The following is a 26908-nucleotide window of genomic DNA, read 5'->3' on the forward strand; positions in this document are numbered from 1 at the left end:
CTATCGATTTATTTTTCGCGACATACCAACAGTAAACTTCTCAAATCCAAAATTTTCATAATAGGACTCTAAATGCTCTTCACACATGAGTTGGGGAATAACCCGATTACATTCACAATGTTGAATTAGACGATTCAATATTGCTTTGCCTATACCATTGCGCTGATATTTCGGTAGAACGCCTAATCCACAGATGATTCCAGTAATCACACCATCCGATATGACGCGTCCCGTCCCCACTAATTGTTCCCCTTCAAAGGCATAAATTGTATACCAACTTCCGAGACACATTTGTTTTAGCTCGCTAATCGTCAAATTAATTGAGTTCCATCCCAGTGATTCATATAGGGATTGCATTTGCTTGAAATCTTCAGGGGGTTCGATTGTATAGTCTATTGTTTGCATATGAACACTTCCTCTTAATTTAGTAACCTCTGATTACGATATTCACCCGATAAGCATAAGCGCCGTCATTTAGGGAATTATATCTCAAAAGGTGGTGTTCCGGATGAATAAAACTATGCTCCCCGCAATAATTCTTACATTTCTTCTGCTCAGTTTCGGTGGGACTCCAAAAGCAACTGCAGATACTGAAATAATCCCTCAAGATCAATTTCCAAGTTTATTGGAAGGGGCATTTCTGAGAAGTCTTGGTTGGACAATCCTTGATATTATGGAAGCTCACGGCGATACTCAGTTATTCGAAAACGAAAGAATTGAAAAAATATCCCAAAATAATGGCCAATACGATGTCACATTACGGGTCATCGGATTCGAAGGTGCACATAGTCCACCCTACAAGTTAATTCGCATGACGATTCGTTTCCCTGGTAACGGGGGGAATGCCAATTATAGTGTTATATCGTATTCTCATCGGATTATCTCGGACAAGGAATTTGAGGAGTTAACGAAAAATGCCATGAAGTAAGTGGCTATAGGCGCTGATTCTAATTCAAGAATCGCGTCTTTTTATTTTTATTGATTGGAAGGATGGTTCCCTCAAATAATGTGCGAATTATGCATAGGTAACGCTCCCTTAAAATTCCTTTAAGCTATTATATCATGAGTGTTACACCTGATTTCAAAATCTTCATTTAAAACAAAAAAACACACCTTCACAAACCAAAGAAGATGCATGACTACCGCAACTCAATATTCAAAAGTTACAACAACCCTGCTAAATTCCTCCTATCTTTTGATGATGGCTGGTACACTAATCTATAGAATGGAAATCGAATTCGTTACATGAAGTGCCAAATTGTTTTCATAAAAATTAAAAAAGCATATTATAGCTGTTAGACGGTACTTTTCTTGTTCAACTATTGGAGTAGGATTGTTCTATAAGAAGAACGGAATTGTTATCAAAAGCAAAATTGAAGGGGGATGGGAGTTTTGAAACGACAATCTGTTTTGCTTATTAGACTCTTGATCATGATGACCATTGTACTCCTGCTGACGGGCTGCAGCAAGACAAGTACGGATATCGATGAGTACCTGAACACGGGTACCGCAATGGATGCGGAAGCAAAAGACGTGATGCCCGCTCTTGACGAATTGCCAACATACAAGGACATCGAATACCGACATACGCAAAAAAAGATATTCTTCTTCGAGGCCAACTCGGTAGTGCTTGTGATCGAATATGACATGCAAACCTATGAAAGAGAAAAAGGGAAACTCGCAGAAGACTACGTGATCTCCAACCTAAAAGCCACGTCTGAAACGAGCGTTGATACAAGTAGTCCGGATGTTGATTTCTCACTAAACAGCTATGTGTTCCGAGTGTTGGAAGGAAACGGCTATCTGAAATCCTTTGGGATGATTGGTACTTCCGATGAACACCAACGTATCGCGTATTTGTACTTCTATGATTTTGATTTGGACCAAATTGGCGAACCAGATGACAGAAACCGCATGTCTAAATTCGTGAAAAGCTATTTCGAATATGATTTCTGATGTCTTATTGCAAGTATTCCTATTTCTATATACCTTGTAATTAAACCATCTCTGAAACAATTCGAAATTCAACGAGGATCTTGCACCTCACACTTACTGAGAGGAGAATTTCAACTTCCGCGGTTAGTGAAAATGGGGCGCAATTCATCTTCAGTTATCTCGCCTAATAATTTGATATTCCCTGTCACTTTTTAGAGCAATAATGATACCAGTAAGAATCACAAAAATTAACATTCCTAAACTAACAACCCCTATCCCCATTCCCACCCAAGAACCTATAATAATAGAGACAAATAAAACCACTAAAAAGGCAATTAAGCAAATTAATAATGACCGTTCATTTTTTTGTCTTAAACTTTTAGATACTAAAAAGACAACTAAATTTACAGCAATTCCAAAACCAATAGGCAATAAAATATCCATTATAAAACCTCCAAAGTCCCGGTTGGACAATCCTTGATATTATGTACATTTATTCAGCTACTGGTCCGTTTGTTAAAAGTCAATTACTTGTTTGAATTTCCTCAATTACATCCCCTTCAAAAGAAATCGCCATGATGGTAGCACCTAAAAGTTCCTCTCCATTTGAAATTAGGAACCAAAAACTATCATCATCATTATTATATTTTCTTACTGTAGCTTGATATTTTATTCCGTTCTTTGTAATAACATTAACTCTTTCTATCTTAGGGTCGGTTATTTTCCCTCTTAGTAAATCTGTATAATTCGATAAATTATCTCGCAGATCTAAATGTCCCCAATTTACCTTTGATTCCTCTAACAGATACAAACTTCCTCCGTTAATTATCTCCCAACCTAAAAGTCCTTTTTTTAAGAGTACACTCCCAAATGAAGATTCTTCACCACGACCCCATTCATAAAACGCTACCGCGCTATTTTTTTCAAGTAGTTCAATATGGGCTACCCTTAACTCTGGTTTCTCTAATGAAACAACAACTTTTCTAATTTCAACCATATCGTCTTTGGATGCTACATTTAAAAGATAAATACCTACAACACTAACAATAAATACAAGTATTATTATTATTTTCTTCACTGTACAAATCCCCTTTGAATTACCACAATATATCCAACCTGTAAACTTTAATTAAGGTAGCAACATCTTTTTTAGAGCTGATATTGATGCCGATTACCACTACCTTAAAAATCCATTAGTCATTTATTATAACATGAATCAACCTTTCAATTTCAAAAGGTTCAGTCAAAAGCAATAAATATACTTTCTAAACCAAGGATGGAAGACATTACGGCTACCCAGTCATTCAGCAGAGGCTAAGCTATATCCTTTTCAGTTCCATACCGGCTTATCATATAGCATGAAAATGTCCTTGAAATATGTTTCATCGATCAATTTATCTAAAACACCCTTGAAATACCCCGGCAAATTATGGATTACTTTCTTCTTCGTTGCCATCACTGTGATCATCAATGCACGATAAGCAAGGTCTTCGAATACATGTCCATCTTCTTGATAAATTTCATATTTCATCATCCGTCCGGAGATAGCCCTGTGAATTCCGAAGAACTCACGGGCTAATTTACTTTCACCAATTGTTCCAGCAAGCAAATCTTTCATCCGACCAAATAGACTTGTGGATAACCTTGACGGTTCTTGCTGAGACGTGTAGTTAAGATCTTTAGATTTTAATAGAGATTTAGAAAGAAGAGCTTGACCCTCTGAAATCCCCTTGGTTTCCTCGTCCTCATGCGGTTTGTCGTCATGGTCACGGTCGTCCATTTTCCCCTGTTCATCGAAAGGCAAAATGATGTAAATGTTAGCGCCGAGTCCGCTCATTACTGGGCGGATAAAGTGGATTTTATCAATGATGCCTAAGCTTACAAGCTTGCTTATGGCGCGCCTCACCGTCACGTTCGCTTTACCGATAATCTCCTCGATTGTTCTGTGTTTCAAATGTGCTGCGCCATATTTTACCGAATACCGACGAATCACTTCGAGAACCTGACGATCTGATTTCGTCAGTTCATCCCAATGTTTCATTAAATGCTGTTCGGTAGCTGCGTCCATTTCTTCAATTGTTGAGAAGCGTGCGTATTCCTTTAGATAGTATGTCATTCATGACTCCCCCTTCACCATCTATATAGATAGAAAAGATCAAAAGGGATACTCAACTTGGAATGTTTTTTAAAACAGGCCTAAATGCTCATTTCGATCAACAATGGGACGAGCAGCAACGATTCCTGAACCTACTCTCGGATTTCCCTAGCGCAAGTTTTTTGACGGTTAGTTGATATCGTCATTTAAAATTAGGTATACGAGTACACAAAAAAACAGGCGAAGGAAATTCCCTCCGCCTGTCAATGTTATACTTTAGCAATACGGATATTACTTATCATCGCAAATCCAAGAACGACCATGATGATTACGAAAAACTGAGGTCCGATGTATGGACTCAGGAAGTAACATAATGTTAAGAGTACACCCGCCACTGTAATCGGCACACCATAAAACGCACCGTCGAATTCCTTGACGTTATATCGAGCTAATCTGATAGCACCCGCAACAATATAAAATACAGTAGCTGCAATCCCTACCCATAGCATCTCGGATAAGTCAGTCATATAGATTAGAAGCGCCGGGCAACACCAAAAGAAACTAAATCGCTTAACGAATCAAGTTCTTTACCGAACAAAGACTCGGAATGGAAATGACGTGCGACCATTCCATCGAAACGATCGAAAAGAGCAGCGAGGAAGATGAAAACTAAACTCATATGACTAAGTTCACGTGCAATAAGGATAATCGCTATTATTCCAAAGCTGAGATTTATAACAGTAATTGCATTAGCCAATTGACCTTTAATTTTAGTATAATCTAAGTATCTCGATAAAAACATAATGATTCCTCCATCTTAGTATGGTTGATTTATTTAAAGCATTGGAGACTGATGGAATGAAAAAAGCATTGTTCAAATACTTTGTAGAACTAACCGGGCATCCTGTTTCTTCTTCGCTATTAAAGTCCGTGACAAGCTCTCGGTTTAGTCGAAAGCTGATAAAACCTTTCGCTCGGACATATACTATCAATGAGGAAGAAGCTGAGTTTCCTATTGAACATTATGATAGCCTTCAAGCCTATTTTACGCGAAATTTAAAACAAGGTGCACGTCCAATCGACTTTCAAGATGAAATATTGATATCCCCGGTAGATGGAATTCTGAGTGCTTCCGGTACAATCGAGCGAGATCAGACTTTCATGATCAAAGATTATCTATATAGTATAAAACAAATTTTGGGAGATGACCAGATAGCAAATGTCTATGAAGGTGGATTCTTTTATGTATTTTACCTTTCACCAAGAGATTATCATCATTTCCACTATCCATACGACGGCAAATTGTTATCTCGATACGCTCTTGGCACAACTTCATTTCCAGTAAATGATTTAGGGCTGCGTCTTGGCAATCAACCTTTCGCTACAAATTATCGGCTCATTTCTGAACTATCGACTTCGCACGGCAAAATCGCAATGATTAAGGTGGGTGCCCTTAATGTCAATAGCATCCACATAAATGATTCATCGAAGGAATGCCGAAAAGGAGAGGAGTTCGGTTACTTTTCTTTTGGTTCTACAGTCATTTTATTACTTGAGAATAAAAACGCATTCCAATCTACCATCTCGACAAATTCTGAGGTAAGATTGGGACAGTCGATTGGAGAATGGAAGCTTACTCCCCGCACCTAAGAATCACGGAAATCTTCACAAGAAGGGGAAAGATATGCTACAATTCAATGATTTTATTCTTCATTATGGTTATTTTGCTGTTTACTTCTTTTTAGCTTTAGGCATATTCGGATTACCCCTTCCCGACGAACTCGTAGTTGCATTCATTGGACATTTAACTTCGATTGGGACATTAAATTATCCTGCCGCATTAATTATTACCATTTTAGGTGTGATGACAGGAACAGTTTTCACCTATGCTTTGGGTAGAAATCTAGGAAAGCCTTTATTGACTAAATATGGAAAATGGTTCAGACTATCCCCTAACCGGCTTCAGCGTGTGGATCGATGGTTTGAAAAATATGGACCATGGGCAGTAACTTTGGGGTATTTTGTACCTGGGATGAGACATATCATCTGTTATTTATCAGGAAGTGCTGAAATGGATATGCGGCGATATTTGATTTTCGCATCAATTGGTACTGGTGTTTCAACGGTTATTTGTTTATCAATTGGTTATTGGATCAAATTTCCATTTCAGTAAATAAAGAAGCGATTTAGCGAAGGTACCCTTTGGTTGGGTACCTTCATTTTTTATCATCCTATAATTGATAACTCTTGGACTTCCTATTATTCAGATATAAATAGCCATTCTTTATCGATAATTATTATAAATAACTGTAGTATTCATATACTACATATGCTATAGTTGGAGGTGAAGATACAAGACTATTAGTCAAGGAGGCATTATCAATGACGAATAATGATAATCATTCTCAAAGAAGGTTGACTACCGCAGCTGGTGCTCCAGTAGTCGACAACCAAAACTCTATGACAGCAGGTCCACGCGGTCCAGTCCTTTTACAGGATGTATGGCTACTTGAAAAACTTGCCCACTTTGATCGCGAAGTCATTCCTGAGCGCCGCATGCACGCAAAAGGTTCAGGTGCATATGGAACATTTACGGTAACTAATGATATTTCTAAATATACAAAGGCCAAGCTCTTCTCTGAAGTTGGAAAACAAACAGAGATGTTTGCCCGCTTCTCTACTGTAGCCGGCGAACGTGGTGCGGCTGATGCTGAACGTGATATCCGTGGTTTCGCTCTTAAGTTCTATACAGAAGAAGGTAACTGGGATTTAGTCGGAAACAACACACCGGTTTTTTTCTTCAGGGATCCACTTCAATTCCCTGACTTGAACCATGCCGTTAAACGGGATCCACGTACAAATATGCGTAGTGCAACAAACAACTGGGATTTCTGGACATCCCTGCCTGAGGCACTACACCAAATTACAATCGTCATGAGTGACCGCGGAATTCCACAAACATATCGTCATATGCATGGATTCGGCAGCCACACATACAGTATGATCAATGCTGATAACGAGCGTGTATGGATCAAGTTCCATTTCCGTTCCCAACAAGGAATTGAAAATCTGACTGACGAACAAGCTACAGAGTTGATCGGTACTGACCGTGAAACACACCAACGCGACCTGCTTGAAGCAATCGACAATGGGGACTTCCCGAAATGGAAGATGTATATCCAAGTAATGACAGAGGACGAAGCATTGAACATGCCTTATAATCCATTTGACTTAACTAAAGTTTGGTATAAAGGTGACTTCCCTCTTATTGAAGTTGGTGAGTTCGAATTGAATCGTAATCCTAACAACTACTTTGCAGAAGTTGAACAAGCAGCATTTACTCCTGCAGCTATCGTGCCTGGGATCGGTTTCTCACCAGATAAGATGTTGCAAGCAAGATTGTTCTCATATGGCGACGCACAAAGATACCGTCTTGGTGTAAACCATCACCAAATTCCTGTAAACGCACCGAAGTGCCCATTCCATAGTTTCCACCGCGATGGAGCAATGCGTGTTGACGGAAATCACGGAGGCAGAACTTCTTATGAGCCAAATAGCTTCGGCGAATGGAGAGAGCAACCGGACTTCAAAGAGCCACCACTTAAAGTATATGGAGATGCCGCACATTGGGATTTCCGTGAAGACGATGATGACTACTTCACACAACCTGGTAAATTGTTCAACTTGATGGACGATGATCAGAAGGAAAGACTTTTCGGAAATACTGCACGTAATTTAGGTGATGCACCTAAGGAAATTAAGTACAAACATATTCGACACTGCTATCTTGCTGATCCGGCTTACGGAGAAGGAGTCGCGAATGCATTAGGCATTCCGATGAGTGATGTTTTAGAACAAGAAACTGTAAAATAAGAAAACGCCAACGTACGGGGAGCCTCTCCCCTATCGTTGGCGTTTTCTTTAATTATCTTCTTGCCAAATAATTGGCCCGCATGGAATAAAACCCTCTTCCACTTCATATCCTAACAGTTATAGAAAGTTACAAAACAGGAGAGATGATGAAGATGGAAACAGCAAAAACTCTTCCACAATCCAAGGATCGATTATTGAATACATGTTTTCTTCTTTTTTGTTTATGTTTGATGGATGCCCTCTTCACTGATCTTGGATTGCGCAATGGTCATATCCAAGAATCGAATCCATTCGTTAGATACATATACGATTTAAGCATTGTTCTTTTTTATTTTGTAAAATTAAGTCTGCCATTTTTCTTATTCACATTAATGCGTTTCGTAAAACCATCATCTAATTTGAAAAACTTAATCGTCATAGCGATTATCGTCTATGTTGTGGTAATTAGCATTCATATTTCCTGGATTGTAATTATGACAGCTTTCATTTAGATGAAGGACTTGCTGAATTGAAGATATTGGCAACAATCAGCCCCGTGATGAGTGCAATAATGCTCATCACGAACGGGGTTCCGCTTTCCGGTATCCCAGGATAGATGACAAATATTGATCCAATGATCAAACCAATAATGCTTGCGAATGTTGCATAGGTATAGTTTTCCAACAGAAAACGAATTACTTTACTGCTGACAATAAAACCAACTATAACACCAGTCCCAATGACAATGATAATGGGGATGTTGAGCGTAGAAAGCGCATTGATCGCAGTCGAATATACACCAAGCAGGAGTAAGATAAAAGAGCCGCTAACACCAGGTAAGAGCATTGCCATGCTACCTAACCATCCTGCAAAGAAAAGGCCCAACACATTTTTCAACGTCAATGAAGTAATTACTGTAGAATCAGCCGGACTTATAAAGAAGTCGAAGCAAGAGCTGCCCCAACAACAAGCAACAAGATATAATGTCCAAACTTAAAATTCTTTTTCATACCCGCCTGTTTCGAGATGAACGGAATAACACCGATGATCAGTCCAAGAAAGAAGAATTGCGTAGGCTGATGATAATTTTTTAATAAGAAGTCGATTACCCGACTAAAGAGCAATAATGTAAGACCAATGCCAATAGCAAGCGGCATTAAAAATCCAATATGTTTTTTCCAGTCCCGGCTGAAAAATCCGCTGATCGCGGTTAATAACCGATCATATATACCAAGTATGAACGCTATTGTTCCTCCGCTCACGCCTGGAATCAAGTCGCTGATTCCCATTAAGAATCCACGATAAATATTTTTCCATTCCATAAATCCATTTCCTCCAGTATTATTTCTGTGATAGTAGTATACCATTTACCCATTGTCGACAACCATTTAAAGTACAGTAGGACTATTTTTATTTTTCTCACATATGTATGGTTGACTTTACATATTGTAAAGTGTACTATACACACAAGTGATAGTTTCCATTCAGCAGAGGAGGCTTCGATTTGATTAAAAATCGTGTGAAAGAGCTACGGGCACGTTTTGATATTACGCAAGGTGAATTGGCAGATTTAGTTGGTGTGACGAGACAAACAATTGTCGCGTTGGAAAAAGGGAGTTACACCCCTTCCCTGCTTTTAGCTATGAACCTGGCTGAAGTTTTCAAACTGCCGATCGAGGAAATATTTTCGAAGGAGGAGAGTTGAAAAATGAAAATGAATATCGCTGTTTTTTTACGGATTATGTTGTTCATTTCACTATCTGTAATGGTTTACGATTATTTAAAGTTAGAGCAAAGTTTTATTCAGATGGAACGAGGGTTTATTGATGGATTCAGCTTGTACATCTCCCCATGGCCTGGTCTATTTGTCATAATAACCACCATACTTTTTAGTCGCCAACATTGTCCTAGTGATTATCGTTTGGAGAAATAAAAATGCCGATAAACGTTCATTTCTCACCTTCGAATATGATGTTTCTGACGAAAGGGCTGTCGGCAATACAAGAAAAGCAGTTAGTCATGCGTTTTCTATTCTACTTATCTATTCACTATTAATGATTGGATCATATATGTACATCCCAAATTATTTCGTCGACCATATTTGGTACCCACTCTTTACAACTGCATCAATCCCTATTGTCGGATTGATTTCGTATCTCATTGTTTATAAAGTACTGCAATACAAGTGAAAGGTGAGGTTTCTATGAGAGACTTAACAATTGCGATTGTACTGCGAATCATGTTAATCGTAGCATTCTGCCTGCTTATGTTTAGTGTTCTTCATAATACAGGTGCAAACCATAATAGTTCTCATCTTTACTTTCAAGCATTTGTCCTACTTTCCTTGTTATTAATCTATTTCCATCAAAGGAAACATATCAAGAAAAATGGCGGAAGAATCGCCTTCTACGGGCATCTCATCCCGGAATTCAATCCGAAAGATGAACGGGAACAACAAATTAGCGGAGACGCTTATAAAATCGCCTTTTCTACAATGCTTGTTATCTCTGTTGTCGTCATTTCGAGCGTTGCCTTCTTTCAAATATTTGATGGTATATTGCAGCCGCTCTTCATATTTTTAAGTATCGGCTTTATTCCGATATCTGGCTTGCTCGCGTACTTCTTCTCCTACCGGCATCATTATAAAAAATAATCGGGGCTTGCTTTGGACGTGGGAGTTTCTGAAACCGCTTGTTTATTCTTGAATCCGCTCGTTAATTCTTGAATCCGCTCGTTTATTCCTGAATCCGCTCGTTTATTCCTGAATCCGCTCGTTTATTTCTGAATCCGCTCGTTTATTCTTGAATCCGCTCGTTTATTTCTGAATCCGCTCGTTTATTACAAAAAAACTGTCCATAAAGTCGTTATATCGACTTTATGAACAGTCCCATTAATTTGCAATCTTTTCTTCATTACGACGTTTTTCGATTTCTTCCATACGTGCATCGAACTCTTCCACCGTCATATTCAGCTCAACAAAATAGCGGTTGCGCGGATGGACACGACACTCGTCCGAACAACTGCGCATATACAAACGCTCATTTTCTTCAGAGCTAAGGATCTTCTTATTACATTCAGGATTCGCACAGTTCACATAGCGTTCGCAAGGTGTACCGTCAAAATGATCGCGGCCGACGATAACATGCTCAACCTGGTTCACAGGTACAGCAATCCTTTCGTCAAATACATAACATTGACCGTCCCATAGTTGGCCTTTCGCCACAGGGTCTTTACCGTACGTTACGATTCCGCCTTCCAAGTGCGCAACGTCTTCAAACCCTTCACGCTTCATCCAGCCTGTGAATTTCTCACATCTGATTCCACCCGTGCAATAGGCAAGGACTTTTTTACCTTCAAAAAGTTCTTTATTTTCACGAACCCATTCAGGAAGATCGCGGAAATTTTCAATATCAGGACGAATCGCCCCTCTGAAATGTCCAAGATCATATTCATAATCATTTCTTGTGTCAAACACAACTGTGTTTTCGTCTTGCATAGCTTTTAAGAATTCTTCAGGCTTCAAATATTGTCCTGTCAATTCCAGAGGATTGACATCCTCTTCAAGGCTTAAGTTCACAATTTCATCTCTATGACGCACGTGCATTTTTTTGAATGCATGTCCGTCAGTCTCATGATTTTGAACCAAAGATCTTTGAAGCGCTCATCGCTATGCATCATAGCCATATACGCATCGGTTTGTTCAATAGTGCCTGAACAAGTTCCGTTTATGCCTTCGGTTCCGACAAGAATACGACCTTTCAATCCATTTTCTTTACAAAACGCCAAATGTTCGGCAGCAAATGTTTCTGGGTCTTCGATGTGTACGTATTTATAGTACAACAATACCCGATATGCTCCTTTTTCCATTTCTTCGACCACCTTCTGTTTGTTTTCTTTGCAGTAGAATTAACAGCCTGATCGGTTTTACAACTATTTAATTGTAAACACATGACAGCTCGCCCGTATTTGCAAGATCCGGGCCTCAGACATTATATCACAAAACCCGATATTGAAAAAGTATTTAATTAATACATCTGATTATATGTTAAAGGTATTTCTTGTTGCTTGAAGTGTAGGGCGGCGACTCCTGCGAACGCCGTAACGAAGGACGGCGTTTGCGAGCAAAAGCGCAGCGTTGCGAGCAATGTTTATTGCGACCCCAAGGGAGCAGGAATGCCAGAACGGATGCCCGCGGAAAGCAACTACTTTTTTTATAAAATCATAATCTTTTCCTTTTAAATCTAATTGTTTCATAGCAAGGATGGTGTATACTATGAGTATCGAAGATTCGACATTTTTTTTGAGAGTCTGAAACTATCTATCATATCTTCACGTCTAACAAAATAGAAGGCCTGATTAATTAGGTTCCATTGAAATAATGATAAAGGGAGTCCCGCATTATGAAAAAGCTACGCCACAAAACTCGGTCCATTTGGATTGATATTATCTTTTCCTCGACGATAATTCTATTAACCGTTACTGCGATTCTTTTAATCTTATCATCAAATAAAAATCACACTGCTTCAACTCCCATTGTTAATGAAGAAGAACCAACTGTGGCTTCATCAATAGAAACAGAAGTGATAGATTCCAATTATCCAGGTATTAAAATTGTAACCAAAACATCAAATGACAAAAAAGCCCCTTTTGCTATCCAATATCCCCAAAGTACAATTGATTCTTTTAATGAAAGAGTTCTAAATTATGTAATGAACGTTCAAGAAGAATATAAGGAAACAATGAACAACAAAAGTCTTCTCGATGAAAATACAAAAGGTGAATTGAATATATCCTATGAAACACTTGCGCATTCTTCAGGAAACTATTCTTTTGTACTTGTAAACAACAGTAATTTCAGTGATTCACCTAAAGGATCTACGGAAATCCGTACCTTCCATGTTAATCCCGAAACGGGAGATAGCTATTCCATATCTGATTTATTAGAGGGAGATATTGATCGATTAAGCCAATTATCTTCATTGGTGATAATGGAAATCCAAAAAGACGAAACGTTAACAGGTCATCTTCACCTTCACGAAGTTGAGCTATATACAGAACCAAATTGGAAAAATTTCCAGAACTACGCAATTACCGACGATTCACTGATCTTTTACTTCGATGAAAATACAATAGCCGATGATTCCGTAGGACCTCCTATCATCTCTATATCTATGGTGAAAACAGCCAACCTTCTGATGGATGCTTTTAAACCGCAAGTTGAAGATATTGAAATTCCGAAAACTGAAACGCCCATTATTGATGAAAAAAAGGAAGATTCAACTGACGATACTGAATCTGATGACCCGATTGAAGATGGAGATTCTGAAGAATCAACGGAAACTATCACTAATGGTAAAAAAGTAGCTTTAACGTTTGATGACGGTCCTGATCCGAAGGTAACTATACAGATCCTAAATATACTCGAAAAGCACAATGCAAAAGCAACATTTTTCATGTTAGGCAGTCGAGTGGAATATTACCCAGAGCTTACGAAGGAAATCTTCGACGCAGGCCATGAGTTGGCAGGCCATACTTGGAATCATGCTGATTTAACAAAATTGACTCCTGAACGTATTGCAAAAGAAATTAACGATACATCTGCGATTATTGAAGAGGTGACTGGAGCAAAAGTCAAAGCATACAGACCTCCATACGGTGCTGTGAATGAAAAGGTTCGTAAGCAATCCGATCTCCCCATCATTTTATGGGATGTTGACACACGCGACTGGGAACATCGCAATTCACAAAAACTGATTCAGAATGTTAAACAAAACACAAAAGACGGCAGCATCATTCTTATGCATGACATCCACCAATCGACAGCGGACGGCCTTGACGCTATACTCACTTTCTTAGAGGATGAAGGCTATCAATTCGTTACTGTATCAGATTTATGAGTCCCTACCCTTGAACAATTCGTTCAAGGGTTTTTCTATCTTTTCCGGAAAACCTCTGTTATAATGAAGTTAGAACAGATTGGAGGGATGAAATTGTTCATTCAAATTGAACCGACATCGGAAATCCCGATATATACTCAATTGGCTAATCAATTAATCGAGTTGATAGCAACTGGAACATTACAACCTTCCGAAGCTTTGCCATCGGTCCGTTCCCTGGCGGCAGACCTCGGCGTTAACATGCATACAGTGAATAAGGCATATCATGAACTTGAACGGAAAAACATCATTCAAATCATTCCTAAGTCGGGAGCAGTCATTAATTCAATTTCAAACACTGGACCAAGCGTGTCCCAAGTCGAACTTATTAAACAATTCATGAAGCCCCTAATTGCAGAATCGATTGTCTACGGAATGGATGAGAAACAAATTTTATCAATGGCAACATCAATCATTTCAGATATTCGGAGGGAAGAAGAATGATAGTATCCATATTTCTTGCAATCATTATTTTCTTAACACTGATTCAAGCCGCAATTCCACGATTGCTTAAAAAAACTATTGTTTTCGGTGTGACGATTCCAGAATTGTATGTTGAAGATGAGAAACTGTCCAGCTATAAAAAAATCTATTCGACAATTACACTATTAGTTGGTTTGCTTGGTATACTTCTATTAGCATTTTGGGGTTTTGGCAGCCAATTACGAGAAGAAACGTTCGTCATTATCGGACTGATTATCCAGTTCAGTATTCTTATTACAAGCATGATTCTATATTTGTATTTCCATATACAAACGACTAAAAGAAAACGAGAGATGAAATGGGGAGAAAATCTTAAAAAGGTTAGGGTTGCTGATTTAGCCAGCCGGTCCAATGATGAAATGCTTCCTTCATTCATTTTCGCATTGCCTATGGCGATTACGATAGGTTTGATCGTTTATACAGTTAGCCAATATTCAGCAATGCCAGACATGATTCCCACACACTGGGGACCTAATGGGCAACCCGATGCTTTCAGTGAAAAAAGTCCATTCTCCGTCATTGCACTTTTACTAATCTTACTTGTCGTGCAGGGGATGATGGTAGCCATCAATACGTTCACGAAGAAATCCGGGGTGAAGTTAAATGCTGCAAGAAGAAATTCGTCCCGCATCCAACAATTATCCTTTAGGAAGTATACAAGTTGGTTTATGTTTTTAACGACTGTATTATTAACAATCCTTTTCGGCTTCCTTCAACTGACAACAATCCATGGTGAATTTGCAGGCTCAATGATGATGATGGTATTGCCACTTGGTTTCTTCCTTATCATCTTACTTGCAACAGCATTTTACGCATTCAAAGTCGGTCAGGGAGGTTCTCGTATTAAAACCGAAGTTATCGATGAGGAGACACCGGGCATTACAGATTTAGATGATGACCAATACTGGAAGGCCGGTGTATTTTATGTAAATAAAAACGACCCTTCCATCTTTGTTGAAAAAAGGTTCGGGTCGGTTGGACGATTAACTTTGGCAATCCGATAGGATATTTGGTTATGATTGGACCACTTCTAATTATATTTGTAATCTCATTTTTATTATAACCCAAACAAAAAACCGGCATTTGCCGGTTTTTTTAGTTAAATACACTAGTACTATGCAATGGTTGAAGTCTTGCTTTCGGGTCGATGAATGCTTTGGCATGGTTTATGGCAGTAGGTGCTTCCCCTAATCCAACAGCAATTAGTTTCACCTTGCCATCATAGCTTGTAACGTCACCCGCAGCATAGATCCCTTCAATATTCGTTTCCATTCTTGAGTTGACAATAATCGAGTTACGATCCATGTCAAGTCCCCATTCTTTTATCGCACCAAGGGATGAAATGTTACCGTAATTGACGATTACATGATCGACCGCCACAGTCGCTTCTTGACCATCCTTTTGTGCAAGAACGACTTCCTTTACAATACCGTCTTCGCCAACAATCGATTTAACAGCGCGCGAAGTAAGCACATTCACTTTTGAAGACATCAGTTGGTTGACACTCGTTTCATGAGCAGTAAACCGTTCGCGTCTATGGACAAGGGACACGTTTGAAGCGATATCTTCAAGCATTAACGCCCAATCTACCGCTGAGTCTCCTCCACCGCAAATAAGTACTTCTTTATCTTTAAATAATGAAAGGTCTTTGATGCCGTAATGCAAAGTGCTTCCTTCAAAGTCACTTTCTTCTGCCAAACCAATTTTACGTGGTTGGAAAGCACCAATCCCTGCAGTTAATAGAATTGTACGTGTTAAATGAGTTCCTTTATCAGTTTTGAGGATGAAATGATCCCCATCACGCTCTGCGGAAATTGCAGTTTCCCCAAGAAGGATTTCAGGTTTAGAATAATGTGCTTGCGTTACAAGATTTGCAACTAAGTCCTTTGCAAGGATTTTTGGAAAACCACCTACATCATAAATATATTTGTCTGGATAAAGTTCGATAAGCTGCCACCAAGTTGAGGAAGACTATCGATAATTTTAACGGACATTTCCCTCATGCCTGCATAAAAAGAAGCAAAAAGCCCCGTAGGTCCTCCGCCTATAATTGTAATATCGACAATTTCATTGTTCATCTATAAACACTCCAATTTTCTTTGACTTAGGATGCATGCGAAAACTGTTTTGGTGTATCCTCACCTATCTACTCTACACATTATCTACTATTTTTCAAATAAAAACACGCAATTTGATTAAGTAACAAGGGTCATTTATTATAATTTGTCACTAAAATATATTAATTATTAGTTCAAATCATTATATAATATACTACTATTTTATTGATTTAGGAGTTACTATTTGTTTTATCTAAAATGGAGGATGAGCCAAGATTTGAACTCCTCCTCCACTATTTAATCTTCCGTTAAATGTTCTACACAGAAAGCTGCAATTTCGGCTTCTTCGTCTTCCTCAAGTGCAAAGTCGAGTACCTTATCGTTTGCCCGTTCAAACAGATTGTAGGATACAACTTTCCCTTCCTCACCTTCCATTGCATAGATAACTCTGATACCTGTCCCTTGCTCTGTGTAAAGCTCATCTTCCTCATCGAACTTAACATAAATACGGAATTCAAAACGTCTTCCTGAAAGTATCCCTGTCGGATCGATTAGTTCATTCATGCTGTATTCAATAACTTCCATTTCGCTCACCCTTACATTATTTATTCCCCTTATTTTACATCAAACTGGAATGCGGAGCACAACTAATGTCTTTTCAAGTGACATCCGTAGAAATGCCGCGACTTCCCATAGAACCACCACGACTTCCCATTGAACCAACACGACTTCCCATAGAACCGCCACGACTTCCCATTGAACACGCGAAACTTCCCATTAGAGCACGCGCGACTTCCCATTGAACCACAGCAACTTCCCATTGAACCGCCACGACTTCCCATTGAACCGCCACGACTTCCCATTGAACACGCGAAACTTCCCATTAGAGCACGCGCGACTTCCCATTGAACCACAGCAACTTCCCGTTGAACCGCCACGACTTCCCATAGAACCGCCACGACTTCCCATAGAACCGCCACGACTTCCCATAGAACCGCCACGACTTCCCGTAGAACCGCCATGACTTCCCGTAGAACCGCCATGACCTCCCATAGAACGATGCATACCTCCCTCTCCGATCTCCCATTCATTAATTAAATCCTACTTTACCAATATTTCTTTTGCATTTTCTGATTGATTGTTGAACAATGAAGATAGTGAAAAATTTTCACATTAATTAAACGGGGGTAGGAGTATGCTGAAATTTGAAGAGTACCAGTACACAAGACCGGACATGGAAAGCATCAAAAGTGAATTTAATGGATTGCTTGAACATTTCCGTTCCGCAAGTTCGTTTGAAGAACAGAACGAAGTTATCGCAAAGCTAAATGCCATCGGAAGTAATTATTCCACACATGCAAACCTGGCCTATATCCGCTCGTCCATCAACACGAATGACGAGTTCTATCAAAAAGAACGTGAATTCTTTGATGAAATCGGACCAAAATTCCAGGAGCTTGGAACATCCTTCTACAAAGAGTTGGTCGCCACTCCTTTCCGTAAGCAACTTGAAGATAAATGGGGATCGCAATTATTTGCACTGGCAGACAATGCAATCAAATCTTTCTCACCTGAGGTCCTCCCATTACTTCAAAAGGAAAATAAGCTGACTACTGAGTATGCGAAACTTGTTGCATCTGCTCAAATAGAATTCGATGGGAAAACATTAACCCTTGCACAAATCGGACCTTATGCGGAATCCACAGATCGGGATGTAAGGAAAGCAGCAATGACAGCGTCCTACTCGTTCTACGCTGAAAACGGTGAAGCGTTCGACCGTATTTATGACGATCTCGTCAAAGTCAGACATGAAATTGCAACGAAGCTTGGATTTGATAACTTTGTTGAGTTAGGTTATGCACGTATGAACAGAATTGGTTATAATGCCGAAATGGTAAAGAATTTCCGTGACCAAGTCCGAGACCATATTGTGCCACTTGCAACAAAGTTGTATAAGCGCCAAGCGGACCGTATCGGCGTAGATGAATTAAAGTTCTACGACCAATCCCTTAACTTCCTAAGCGGAAATGCAACACCGAAGGGCACGCCTGAGTGGATCATAGAAAACGGCAAAAAGATGTATGCTGAGCTTTCTACTGAAACCAATGAATTCTTCACCTATATGACGGACAAGCATCTTCTTGACCTTGAAGCAAAGAAAGGAAAAGAGACAGGCGGTTATTGCACATTCATCGATGATTATGATTCTCCATTCATCTTTTCGAACTTCAATGGAACATCCGGTGACATCGATGTTCTAACGCACGAAGCCGGTCACGCTTTCCAAGTATATTCCAGCCGTAATATCGGGATTCCGGAATATGTTTGGCCAACTCACGAAGGCGCAGAAATCCATTCCATGAGTATGGAGTTCTTCACATGGCCATGGATGGAGCTGTTCTTTGAAGATGAAACGGAAAAATACAAGTTCGCACACTTAAGCAGTGGACTGTTATTTTTACCGTACGGAGTTGCAGTTGATGAATTCCAGCACATCGTTTATGAAAACCCAGAAATGACGCCTGCTGAACGTAAGGCTGCATGGAAAAAAATCGAGAAAACGTACTTGCCAATGCGAGATTACGACGGCAATCCATATCTTGAAGCAGGTTCAATTTGGCAACGTCAATCACATATTTATGAATCGCCATTCTATTATATTGATTATACATTGGCTCAAATATGTGCTTTCCAATTCTGGAAGCGTTCATTCGAAAATCGCGAGGAAGCATGGAATGATTACTTGCACCTCTGCAAGTTAGGCGGTTCAAAAAAATTCACTGAGCTTGTTGCAGAAGCAAACCTCATTTCACCATTTGAAGACGGCTGTGTCGAATCGGTAGTCGGTTCCATCGAAGACTGGCTCAACCAAGTTGATGATAAAGCATTATAATACTAAAGGGCTGCCATTTTTCTGGCAGCCCTTTACGTTTTAACTAAAAGCAGATTCATAAAAATTGAATTGATTTTTACCTCTATCTTTTGATTCGTATAATGCCATATCCGCCTTTTTGTACAATGACTCAAATGTATCGGTTTCAGTTGCAACTACTACACCAATACTAATGGAAGTTCGGATTTTTTCATCCGATAGTTGAGCATCCATGCGTTCATTCATTGTTTGAAGTAGATGATTTGCAATGGCTTCCACGTTGGGACTGTTTTTCATATCAACCAACACCACAAATTCATCTCCTCCGACTCTCGCCGCAAAATTATCTGCTCCGATTACTTCATCGATTGTCGCGGCGGCAATTTTCAATATCCGATCGCCTTCCCCATGCCCCAATTCATCATTTACACATTTGAAATTATCCAAGTCAATCATCATCAGACCAAAACTTCTATCCTTCTGTTCAAGCCGCCTACTAATTTCATCTTCAAACGCATGACGATTATTCAGGCCCGTCAAACTATCATGGAAGGCCATATGGATTGGTTGAGATACAAGTCGTGCGATAAAGAATGACAAGCCGACAGAACCGAATAGGATAACTAACAACTGTAGAATAAATTGATTCTTATATTCTTTAAGCAGTCCTGCCATTTCTTGATTATTATAGGCAATTTCGACAACACGCTCAGTTGAAAATCCCTTTTTCTCATCTGCCGAATAAGGGATGTATATACGTCACCCGACCGCCATCTTCGTGCAAAACAAGTTCGTCAGGTTTGGCGCTTCCCCGTACTTTTTCAAACACTTCCTTATGTGGCGATTGAATAAACCTTTGTTCAAAGTTTTCCGTTTTAACACCAATTGGGGTTCCACCTGAGTTGTATACTGTTATCGAATTGATGGTATCATTCTCTTTCACAAGTTCGTCGATTGTATCGAGAAAATTAAACTGATTAAAAATGTCTTGGTCCTCTAACAGGAAGCCTAACTCGATAAGGTATTTATTGTCTGGCGTTGGCATATAACTGAACTTTTTAACCTCGCCGGTTCTTGACTGAATGTCCATGCCGTCAGTGGTAAACAGTGTACATTGCCGACGCTCATCCAATAGATTTGAAAACCTAGGGCAACACTCTTCGAAGTTCGTGCCAACATCTTCGACAAAACTGCTATGTATAATCGTATTTGTATGATCGAGAATGAATACATCCATCTCAAATTCTTCTTTCAACATTTCGAAATCCCAATTTCTAAAATCGGGATTATCCTCATATCGTTCAAGTAATTCCATCGTGTTGGCTTGCATCACTTCAGAGGTTTGTTCGTCAAATAGTTCGTAGATCTTGTCAATCGTTGATAAATTACCAATGATTTTATCTTCTGCCATAGAAATTTGTGTTTCCTGGGCAGTCATTATCGTTTTACGTAATTTCGTATAATCAAACACTGCGATAATGATAGAAATAATAAGTGAAAAAACGATCAGGATAATCGTAAGTTTTAATCTGAAGTTATTTAACAACTTAGAGTTTCCTTTCCATGACAATTGAATTATGCCTTTTGTATCATTATATACCATTCCAATCCTACCATCCAGGAAATTCCGCTTATATGACGAATAGAAAAGAACCGCCTTTTTTTAAAAAAAAGCGGTTCTCCTTGTTTATTAAGTTGGTATCCCTATTACATTAATCCTACTGCATTTCCTTTTTCATCTATATCCATGTTAAGTGCCGCCGGAGTTTTCGGCAAGCCAGGCATAGTCATAATATCCCCCGTTAGGCAAACAAGGAATCCAGCTCCAAGTTTTGGGATGATTTCACGAATTGTAATCGTGAAATCTTCAGGTCTTCCAAGCTTTTTAGGGTCATCTGAAAATGAGTATTGCGTCTTTGCCATGCAGACGGGAAGGATATCCCACCCATTTTGTTCTATCTGTATAAGGTCTTTTCGCGCTTTATCCGTCAAGACAATTCCTTTACCACCATACACTTTTTGAACGATAGTCGTAATTTTTTCACTACGGACTGTTCGACATTATAAAGTGGCGCAAAGTCATTTGGTTCATCGATAAGCTCTAAAACTTGTTTAGCGAGGTCTAACCCACCTTCGCCTCCAAGTCCCCATACATCTGTCAATGCCGCACGTACGCCCTTATCCTTACACCATTTTAGAACATAATCAAGTTCCGCTGAAGAATCAGTGATAAAGCGATTCAATGCAACAACTGGTTGAACCCCGAAAGCCCTAACTGTTTCCAAATGTTTTTCCAAGTTGACGATTCCATCCATTACTGCTTGGACATTTTCTGCACCAAGATCCGATTTAGCTACCCCGCCATGCATTTTCAATGCACGGATTGTCGTTACAACTACGACTGCATCTGGTGCAAATCCACCTTTACGGGCTTTAATATCCATGAACTTCTCGGCACCTAAATCCGATCCGAAGCCAGCTTCCGTCACAACGATATCTGCGAGTTGCCTTGCAGTGTTTGTAGCCATCAACGAGTTACAACCATGTGCGATATTTGCGAATGGACCTCCATGGATTAAAGCAGGAGTTCCTTCAATTGTTTGTACGAGATTCGGTTTGAAGGCCTCCTTCAACAATAATGTAAGAGCTCCTTCAACACCGAGGTCCCTAACCGTTACTGCCTCTTTCTGATAGGTATATCCGATCACCATTTGTGATAGACGTTCTTTCAAATCTGGCAGGCTTGTTGCCAAACAGAATACAGCCATGATTTCTGAAGCTACCGTAATATCAAATCCGTCTTCCCTCGGAACTCCCTGTGTAGGACCGCCAAGACCAATTGTAATATGCCTCAATGCACGATCGTTCATATCAAGTGCACGTTTCCAAGTGATCCTTCTTGGGTCAATCCCAGTGTATTCCCCTGATGAATATGATTATCTATAAGTGCACTAAGTGCATTATTTGCCGTTGTAATTGCATGAATATCGCCGTTGAAATGAAGGTTGATTTCCTCCATTGGCAATACTTGTGCATACCCACCCCCTGCTGCGCCGCCTTTCATGCCCATGACTGGTCCAAGTGATGGCTCACGCAAAGCAATCATCGACTTCTCACCTAATCTTGACAATGCATCAGCCAAGCCGACAGTTACAGTGGACTTCCCTTCACCCGCCGGTGTCGGACTTGTTGCCGTCACTAAAACCACCTTCCCAAACGATTGGGTAACAGGCAATTTGTTTACATCGATTTTCGCTTTGTAGCGGCCATATTGTTCCACTGCCTCTTCAGGAATACCCGCATTTTCTGCGATTTCTAGAATAGGCTTCATGACTGCTGCGTTTGCAATTGCTAAATCTGTCAATGGTTTTGCTTTTTCCGTCAAAATGACCCAACCCTTCCCTTTTACTCTCAGTATAGATTAAATTCTTAACTTTGACCCTTATTCTATTAACTTAATCATGACAATTCAAATATATATTATTCATTAAATTGTCTGCAATTCTATCATACAACATTACCGAATTATTTTCATACTAATAACAAAAAACGCAAAGACTATTCTTTGCGCTTATGACTATGATTATGCTTATTCAGTTGAAAGCGACTTTAATGTAACAACCACTATTTCAGGTTGATTGAATACCCGTATTGGAATAATACTATTTCCAAGGCCACGGCTAATTACCAAATGGGTTCCGCTTTTTTCATGAATACCTGAAGTATATTCAGGGAACCATCCTTGTCCGGGGGCAATAAGAGCACCAATCCCCGGAATTCTAATCTGCCCTCCATGTGCATGGCCACTGAAAACAAGATCAATTCTTTTAGTCACATAGCTATCTAATTCATAAGGACGGTGTGATAGTAGCATTTTAAACATATCTTCCGGGACATCTTCAAAAGCTTTCTCCAATGCCTCTTCCACATACTGCTCCTCAGCTAACGAACTGGATAACGGATCATCTATGCCTCCAATGGCAATTTTTACTTCGTCACCAATTATTATGGATTCATTGGTCAATACATGTACACCTAACTCGTCTAACTTTCCTTTGATAAACTCGACATCATTCGTGGAAATTTCGTGATTACCTGTCACATAAAAGAAAGGTGCAACAGCTTGTAACTGTCTAATGATTTTTAGGCTTTGTTCCAGATCATATCGATTTCCATCGATAAAATCTCCAGTGATAAATATTGCGTTTGGAGATAGTTGTTTCACTTTATTCACAAGCTTCGAGTTGTCTTCACCGAATTCCGAGTCGTGAATATCCGACAATTGAACGATTCGATAATTATCGAAGGACGTTGGTATCCTCAATGACTCTATTTCGAGGAAGGTGACTCCTATCGAGGAATTTTCTTTATATAGATATAGGCCAACTAACAATGTAAGTATGAAAATAATAAGTATTGCTTTTAATTTCCCTCGTATCACTAATCTTTAAATCCAACGCTTCTTAATCTTGGCAAGCTCCAATAATTCTAAAACATCTTTTTTAGGTAATTCTGTCAAGATTGTAAGTAGTTCACGCTCTGCCAGCCGTCTACCTCTACCGCTTCGATACCGATCCTTATTCATCGCATCGACTGAACTATATAATTCTGTTAAGTTTCCATCTTGCTCATCTTCAACATTTCCAATGCTTAGATTTTCACGTAATCGTTCATAGAGCATATCCACATTTGAAGTACTATTTGTAGTAAATGCACGGGATGTATTTGGGTCCCCTAAAATCAGTTCATCAGTTGAAATATTAAACCTGTCTGAGATTTTTGCAATCCAGGCAGCTGAGGGGCATTCTTACCTTTCTCCCAATCTTTAATCCTACTTGCTGATGTACCAATTGCCGCGCCAAAGGCCATCATTGATAAGCCTCTTTGCTCCCTAAGGGCCTTTAGTCTTACTCCAAAGTCTTCTTTACTCCAATCATTCACGGTAATGCCTCCTCCTATTTACTTATCTCTATAATATTTTCCACAGGTCGCCATGTCAATATTAATTATTTTTCTATTAAATAATTAATAGCCTGTTCGCTGCCGTTTATAATTTTCTTCATTCTTCTCTATATAAGCATTAATTATTTCAGCATAAGAAAAACCGATCTTTGAAGCTATTGAACCATAATGAATCCATACATTTTCATAGTTACCAATTGTAGGCTCATTGATGAATGTCTGAATTGATGTTATCGTACGGATAAAAACTTCCGTTAGTTCGCCATTCACTTCACCCTCTGGCCATTCTTCCAGAGAATCAAAACCCTTTTCTATGCCAAGTGATAAAATAAAATGGATGGAATCCACATATTCCTCTAAGATTACCGCTCGCTCGGATGGACCTTTTGTGCTCCAGAATTTAAAACATCTTGTTTCATTTGCTAACTCCGCAAGCTCTACAACAAGCGCAAGCCCTTTTTCCCTAAATACATCCTGTTTAATGTTCTGATTTGTTTGTATGAAACGATCTAATTCTCGCTGCATCGTGAATAAGGTTGAAAAGTTCATTTAAATCCTCCAAAATAAAAATATCTTGAAACCAATCTGATTCTCATCCGTATAGGTATGAGACTATATCTATTTGTGAGGGGATACTGTTATGGCCTTGATAATCCGTTTTGTCATCATTGCATTCATTGTCTATCTATTCTACCGGGGCATTCGTTATTTAATCGACCCCAAGCGGAAACTGGACGAGGCGTATGAACAAGAGCAATATTATTTTTATGATGATGTTAAAAATGTAAGGAAGAACTTCTTTATCACATATAAGGGTGCCCTCTTTGAAGGTGAAAAGTATTTAGGGACTACAGAAGATTCCTTTGAAGTCGTTTCAATCTTTGTCTGGGTAAAGGATGAAACAAAGTTACAAGGATTTTCTAAAGATGACTTCCATTTTTTGTCCTCTGAAATCAATTCGAATTATCCGAAAGCAGATATCAGCTGGAAAAATCCAATTGAAAAGTTAATGAAGGCCCGTTGAGTAGTGACGGGCTTTTTTAATGTTATAAGTTTCGATTATCCATTCCAAATAGATCGATGCCCAGGCTATAAACGATGATGCTTATGTAGATAATCGCTAATACTAAAAATCCGATGCGAAAATTTGTATGTCTCGTTTTATGATTGAAAACCATCATTCCGATATACGCACCAATGCCTCCTCCAAAGATTGCCAGCAGCCAAAGGTTTTTCTCCGGAATTCTTCTTCCTTTTCTTTTTGCCTGTCTTTTATCATAGCCCATTGCTGCAAATGTCCATACGGATAGGAATATAATCCAACTAATTATCACTGCCTGCATCATTCTCAACTCCCCTACCCCTATTCTACACTTTATTGAATAGACAAAGGAAGAAGAACTATTATTACTTTTATTTTTATTATTAAGACGCTAAAAAACCTCGCATCCGATAATTCGGCGCGAGGTTTTGAGGTTAAATCAATTATTTTGCAACTGATTTTTTTGCTGTTTCTGCAAGTTGTGCAAATGCTTGCGCATCTGTTACTGCAAGGTCAGCAAGCATTTTACGGTTCACTTCGATGCCAGCCAATTTAAGACCGTGCATCATTGTGCTGTATGAAAGACCATTCATACGTGCAGCCGCGTTGATACGTGTGATCCAAAGTTTACGGAAATCACGTTTTTTATTACGGCGGTCACGGTATGCATAGTTGAATGATTTCATGACCTGTTGGTTTGCTACTTTGTAAAGTCTATGTTTTGATCCAAAATAGCCTTTAGCTAATTTCAATACTCGATTACGGCGCTTGCGCGACGCTGTTCCACCTTTTACGCGTGGCATAGTTCATTACCTCCTGCTATTCCTAAAGAATGTTTTAATTGTTTAAAGATTATTTCATGTATGTGATCATTTCACGGATACGTTTGTAGTCGCCTGAAGAAACAAGTGAAGCTTTACGCAAGTGGCGTTTCGCTTTTGTTGACTTGTTAGCAAAAAGGTGACTTGTATAAGCACGGCCGCGTTTCACTTTACCAGTGGCAGTTTTTTTGAAACGTTTCGCGGATCCGCGGTGAGTTTTCATTTTTGGCATGATCTGTTCCTCCTAAATCGTTCGTGTTACTTTTTTTCGGCAGTCGGGGCAAGTATTAGGAACATGCTCCGGCCTTCCATTTTCGGTTTCACTTCAACCGTTGAGACTTCTTTGCATAGTTCTGCGAAGCGGTCCAACACACGTTGTCCAATTTCCTTGTGCGTAATTGCACGACCACGGAAACGGATAGACGCTTTTACTTTGTCGCCTGCTTGCAGGAATTTAATAGCGTTGCGAAGTTTTGTTTGGAAATCATGCTCGTCGATCGTCGGGCTTAAGCGGACTTCTTTGAGGTTGATGATTTTCTGATTCTTTCTTACTTCGCGTTCTTTCTTCTGTTGCTCAAACTTGAATTTACCATAGTCCATGACACGGGCTACTGGTGGCTTTGCTGTTGGAGCGACAAGGACAAGATCCAAATTCGCGCGGGCTGCAATTTCAAGTGCCTCGATGCGGGATTTGATTCCAAGCTGGTCGCCGTTGTGGTCAATCAGGCGAAGCTCGCGGGCACGGATGCCCTCATTTACGTACATGTCTTTGCTAATAGTAATCCACCTCCGAATGTTGTCTCGCGAATACACGGTTTGGGTATACCGTCAGGCATTCCGACGGTCCCATAGT

The 26908-nt window shown here is 39.5% G+C and carries 32 protein-coding genes and 4 pseudogenes; 14 read left to right on the forward strand and 22 right to left on the reverse strand.

Annotated features, from left to right (window positions below; genetic code table 11):
• Complete coding sequence (locus QNH10_RS16340; protein WP_283732390.1) at positions 1–405, reverse strand: GNAT family N-acetyltransferase; 405 nt, start codon at positions 403–405, stop codon at positions 1–3.
• A gap of 103 nt (positions 406–508) precedes the next feature.
• On the opposite strand from QNH10_RS16340, the gene QNH10_RS16345 reads away from it, so the two are divergent.
• Together QNH10_RS16345 and QNH10_RS16350 are read left to right on the forward strand one after the other, a co-directional pair.
• Entirely contained in the window at positions 509–928 is a 420-nt protein-coding gene (locus QNH10_RS16345) for a DUF3888 domain-containing protein (protein WP_283732391.1), read from the forward strand.
• 464 nt (positions 929–1392) lie between these two features.
• Entirely contained in the window at positions 1393–1956 is a 564-nt protein-coding gene (locus QNH10_RS16350; RefSeq protein WP_283732392.1) for a hypothetical protein, read from the forward strand.
• 150 nt (positions 1957–2106) lie between these two features.
• Here QNH10_RS16350 and QNH10_RS16355 read toward each other — a convergent pair whose 3' ends face one another.
• The 5 genes from QNH10_RS16355 to QNH10_RS20750 all read right to left on the reverse strand — a co-directional run bounded on the left by QNH10_RS16355 (position 2107) and on the right by QNH10_RS20750 (position 4832).
• Complete coding sequence (locus tag QNH10_RS16355) at positions 2107–2379, reverse strand: YesK family protein (protein WP_283732393.1); 273 nt, start codon at positions 2377–2379, stop codon at positions 2107–2109.
• 79 nt (positions 2380–2458) lie between these two features.
• On the reverse strand, positions 2459–3013 hold the full coding sequence (locus QNH10_RS16360; RefSeq protein ID WP_283732394.1) for a hypothetical protein: 555 nt from the start codon (positions 3011–3013) through the stop codon (positions 2459–2461).
• A gap of 252 nt (positions 3014–3265) precedes the next feature.
• Entirely contained in the window at positions 3266–4051 is a 786-nt protein-coding gene (locus QNH10_RS16365) for a helix-turn-helix domain-containing protein (protein WP_283732395.1), read from the reverse strand.
• A 248-nt stretch (positions 4052–4299) separates the two neighbouring features.
• Positions 4300–4557: a CDP-alcohol phosphatidyltransferase family protein gene (locus tag QNH10_RS20745; RefSeq protein WP_347177897.1), complete on the reverse strand. Its 258-nt coding sequence runs from the start codon at positions 4555–4557 to the stop codon at positions 4300–4302.
• A 5-nt stretch (positions 4558–4562) separates the two neighbouring features.
• Positions 4563–4832, reverse strand: coding sequence for a CDP-alcohol phosphatidyltransferase family protein (locus QNH10_RS20750; RefSeq protein ID WP_347177898.1), 270 nt, complete (start codon positions 4830–4832; stop codon positions 4563–4565).
• A gap of 56 nt (positions 4833–4888) precedes the next feature.
• Here QNH10_RS20750 and QNH10_RS16375 point away from each other — a divergent pair, with 56 nt between their 5' ends.
• From QNH10_RS16375 to QNH10_RS16390, 4 genes are all read left to right on the forward strand, one after another.
• Positions 4889–5680, forward strand: coding sequence for a phosphatidylserine decarboxylase (locus tag QNH10_RS16375; protein ID WP_283732396.1), 792 nt, complete (start codon positions 4889–4891; stop codon positions 5678–5680).
• Positions 5681–5714: 34 nt separating this feature from the next.
• On the forward strand, positions 5715–6203 hold the full coding sequence (locus QNH10_RS16380) for a DedA family protein (RefSeq protein ID WP_283732397.1): 489 nt from the start codon (positions 5715–5717) through the stop codon (positions 6201–6203).
• A gap of 209 nt (positions 6204–6412) precedes the next feature.
• A complete protein-coding gene (locus QNH10_RS16385) occupies positions 6413–7903 on the forward strand; it encodes a catalase (protein WP_283732398.1) in 1491 nt (496 codons plus the stop codon).
• A 152-nt stretch (positions 7904–8055) separates the two neighbouring features.
• Positions 8056–8394 (forward strand): DUF5658 family protein, encoded by a 339-nt coding sequence (locus QNH10_RS16390; protein ID WP_283732399.1) that lies wholly within the window; start codon positions 8056–8058, stop codon positions 8392–8394.
• Here the strand turns inward: QNH10_RS16390 and QNH10_RS16395 are convergent.
• Positions 8387–9204: pseudogene (locus QNH10_RS16395) on the reverse strand (DUF368 domain-containing protein). The gene QNH10_RS16390 and the pseudogene QNH10_RS16395 sit on opposite strands and share 8 nt — an antisense overlap.
• Positions 9205–9386: 182 nt before the next feature.
• On the opposite strand from QNH10_RS16395, the gene QNH10_RS16400 reads away from it, so the two are divergent.
• The 3 genes from QNH10_RS16400 (at position 9387) to QNH10_RS16410 (ending at position 10535) form a co-directional block, all read left to right on the forward strand.
• Positions 9387–9587 (forward strand): helix-turn-helix transcriptional regulator, encoded by a 201-nt coding sequence (locus tag QNH10_RS16400; protein WP_283732400.1) that lies wholly within the window; start codon positions 9387–9389, stop codon positions 9585–9587.
• 205 nt (positions 9588–9792) lie between these two features.
• Positions 9793–10071, forward strand: coding sequence for a hypothetical protein (locus tag QNH10_RS16405; RefSeq protein ID WP_283732401.1), 279 nt, complete (start codon positions 9793–9795; stop codon positions 10069–10071).
• A gap of 14 nt (positions 10072–10085) precedes the next feature.
• Positions 10086–10535, forward strand: a complete 450-nt coding sequence (locus tag QNH10_RS16410) for a hypothetical protein (protein WP_283732402.1) — start codon at positions 10086–10088, stop codon at positions 10533–10535.
• A 237-nt stretch (positions 10536–10772) separates the two neighbouring features.
• Here QNH10_RS16410 and trhO read toward each other — a convergent pair.
• Positions 10773–11749: pseudogene (gene trhO, locus QNH10_RS16415) on the reverse strand (oxygen-dependent tRNA uridine(34) hydroxylase TrhO).
• A gap of 533 nt (positions 11750–12282) precedes the next feature.
• Here trhO and QNH10_RS16420 point away from each other — a divergent pair.
• The 3 genes from QNH10_RS16420 to QNH10_RS16430 all read left to right on the forward strand — a co-directional run bounded on the left by QNH10_RS16420 (position 12283) and on the right by QNH10_RS16430 (position 15305).
• Positions 12283–13779, forward strand: a complete 1497-nt coding sequence (locus tag QNH10_RS16420; RefSeq protein WP_283732403.1) for a polysaccharide deacetylase family protein — start codon at positions 12283–12285, stop codon at positions 13777–13779.
• A gap of 87 nt (positions 13780–13866) precedes the next feature.
• Positions 13867–14262 (forward strand): GntR family transcriptional regulator, encoded by a 396-nt coding sequence (locus tag QNH10_RS16425; protein WP_317941241.1) that lies wholly within the window; start codon positions 13867–13869, stop codon positions 14260–14262.
• On the forward strand, positions 14259–15305 hold the full coding sequence (locus QNH10_RS16430; protein ID WP_283732406.1) for a DUF1648 domain-containing protein: 1047 nt from the start codon (positions 14259–14261) through the stop codon (positions 15303–15305). Before QNH10_RS16425 ends, QNH10_RS16430 begins: the two co-directional genes overlap by 4 nt.
• 91 nt (positions 15306–15396) lie before the next feature.
• On the opposite strand, the pseudogene QNH10_RS16435 reads toward QNH10_RS16430, so the two are convergent.
• From QNH10_RS16435 to QNH10_RS16445, 3 genes and pseudogenes are all read right to left on the reverse strand, one after another.
• Positions 15397–16379, reverse strand: a pseudogene (locus QNH10_RS16435) (NAD(P)/FAD-dependent oxidoreductase).
• A 276-nt stretch (positions 16380–16655) separates the two neighbouring features.
• Complete coding sequence (locus QNH10_RS16440) at positions 16656–16943, reverse strand: DUF6509 family protein (RefSeq protein ID WP_283732407.1); 288 nt, start codon at positions 16941–16943, stop codon at positions 16656–16658.
• Between the two features lie 62 nt (positions 16944–17005).
• Entirely contained in the window at positions 17006–17449 is a 444-nt protein-coding gene (locus tag QNH10_RS16445) for a hypothetical protein (RefSeq protein WP_283732408.1), read from the reverse strand.
• Positions 17450–17553: 104 nt separating this feature from the next.
• Here QNH10_RS16445 and QNH10_RS16450 point away from each other — a divergent pair, with 104 nt between their 5' ends.
• Entirely contained in the window at positions 17554–19251 is a 1698-nt protein-coding gene (locus QNH10_RS16450) for a M3 family oligoendopeptidase (protein WP_283732409.1), read from the forward strand.
• A 39-nt stretch (positions 19252–19290) separates the two neighbouring features.
• Here QNH10_RS16450 and QNH10_RS16455 read toward each other — a convergent pair whose 3' ends face one another.
• The 7 genes and pseudogenes from QNH10_RS16455 to QNH10_RS16485 all read right to left on the reverse strand — a co-directional run bounded on the left by QNH10_RS16455 (position 19291) and on the right by QNH10_RS16485 (position 24741).
• Positions 19291–19905 (reverse strand): GGDEF domain-containing protein, encoded by a 615-nt coding sequence (locus tag QNH10_RS16455; RefSeq protein WP_283732410.1) that lies wholly within the window; start codon positions 19903–19905, stop codon positions 19291–19293.
• Between the two features lie 55 nt (positions 19906–19960).
• The gene (locus tag QNH10_RS16460) at positions 19961–20833 is read right to left on the reverse strand and encodes a hypothetical protein (protein ID WP_283732411.1); all 873 of its coding nucleotides are present in this window, start codon (positions 20831–20833) and stop codon (positions 19961–19963) included.
• 104 nt (positions 20834–20937) lie between these two features.
• Positions 20938–22561 (reverse strand): annotated as a pseudogene (locus QNH10_RS16465) (formate--tetrahydrofolate ligase).
• Positions 22562–22819: 258 nt separating this feature from the next.
• The gene (locus QNH10_RS16470) at positions 22820–23671 is read right to left on the reverse strand and encodes a metallophosphoesterase (RefSeq protein ID WP_317941247.1); all 852 of its coding nucleotides are present in this window, start codon (positions 23669–23671) and stop codon (positions 22820–22822) included.
• Positions 23672–23677: 6 nt separating this feature from the next.
• Complete coding sequence (locus QNH10_RS16475) at positions 23678–23911, reverse strand: hypothetical protein (RefSeq protein ID WP_283732412.1); 234 nt, start codon at positions 23909–23911, stop codon at positions 23678–23680.
• 59 nt (positions 23912–23970) lie between these two features.
• Positions 23971–24171 carry a helix-turn-helix domain-containing protein gene (locus tag QNH10_RS16480; protein WP_283732413.1) on the reverse strand — a complete coding sequence of 67 codons (201 nt, stop codon included), beginning with the start codon at positions 24169–24171 and terminating at the stop codon, positions 23971–23973.
• An 84-nt stretch (positions 24172–24255) separates the two neighbouring features.
• Positions 24256–24741, reverse strand: coding sequence for a dUTP diphosphatase (locus QNH10_RS16485; RefSeq protein WP_283732414.1), 486 nt, complete (start codon positions 24739–24741; stop codon positions 24256–24258).
• 91 nt (positions 24742–24832) lie between these two features.
• Here QNH10_RS16485 and QNH10_RS16490 point away from each other — a divergent pair, with 91 nt between their 5' ends.
• Positions 24833–25216, forward strand: a complete 384-nt coding sequence (locus QNH10_RS16490; RefSeq protein ID WP_283732415.1) for a sigma-w pathway protein ysdB — start codon at positions 24833–24835, stop codon at positions 25214–25216.
• A 22-nt stretch (positions 25217–25238) separates the two neighbouring features.
• Here QNH10_RS16490 and QNH10_RS16495 read toward each other — a convergent pair whose 3' ends face one another.
• The 4 genes from QNH10_RS16495 to infC all read right to left on the reverse strand — a co-directional run bounded on the left by QNH10_RS16495 (position 25239) and on the right by infC (position 26820).
• Positions 25239–25538, reverse strand: coding sequence for a DUF1294 domain-containing protein (locus tag QNH10_RS16495; protein ID WP_283732416.1), 300 nt, complete (start codon positions 25536–25538; stop codon positions 25239–25241).
• Between the two features lie 139 nt (positions 25539–25677).
• Positions 25678–26037, reverse strand: coding sequence for a 50S ribosomal protein L20 (gene rplT / locus QNH10_RS16500; protein WP_283732417.1), 360 nt, complete (start codon positions 26035–26037; stop codon positions 25678–25680).
• Between the two features lie 49 nt (positions 26038–26086).
• Complete coding sequence (gene rpmI / locus QNH10_RS16505; protein WP_041075504.1) at positions 26087–26287, reverse strand: 50S ribosomal protein L35; 201 nt, start codon at positions 26285–26287, stop codon at positions 26087–26089.
• A 26-nt stretch (positions 26288–26313) separates the two neighbouring features.
• Positions 26314–26820, reverse strand: a complete 507-nt coding sequence (gene infC, locus QNH10_RS16510; RefSeq protein ID WP_283732418.1) for a translation initiation factor IF-3 — start codon at positions 26818–26820, stop codon at positions 26314–26316.
• Between the last annotated feature and the right edge of the window lie 88 nt (positions 26821–26908).

The sequence above is a fragment of the Sporosarcina thermotolerans genome (assembly GCF_030067815.1).
GTDB lineage: Bacteria > Bacillota > Bacilli > Bacillales_A > Planococcaceae > Sporosarcina > Sporosarcina thermotolerans.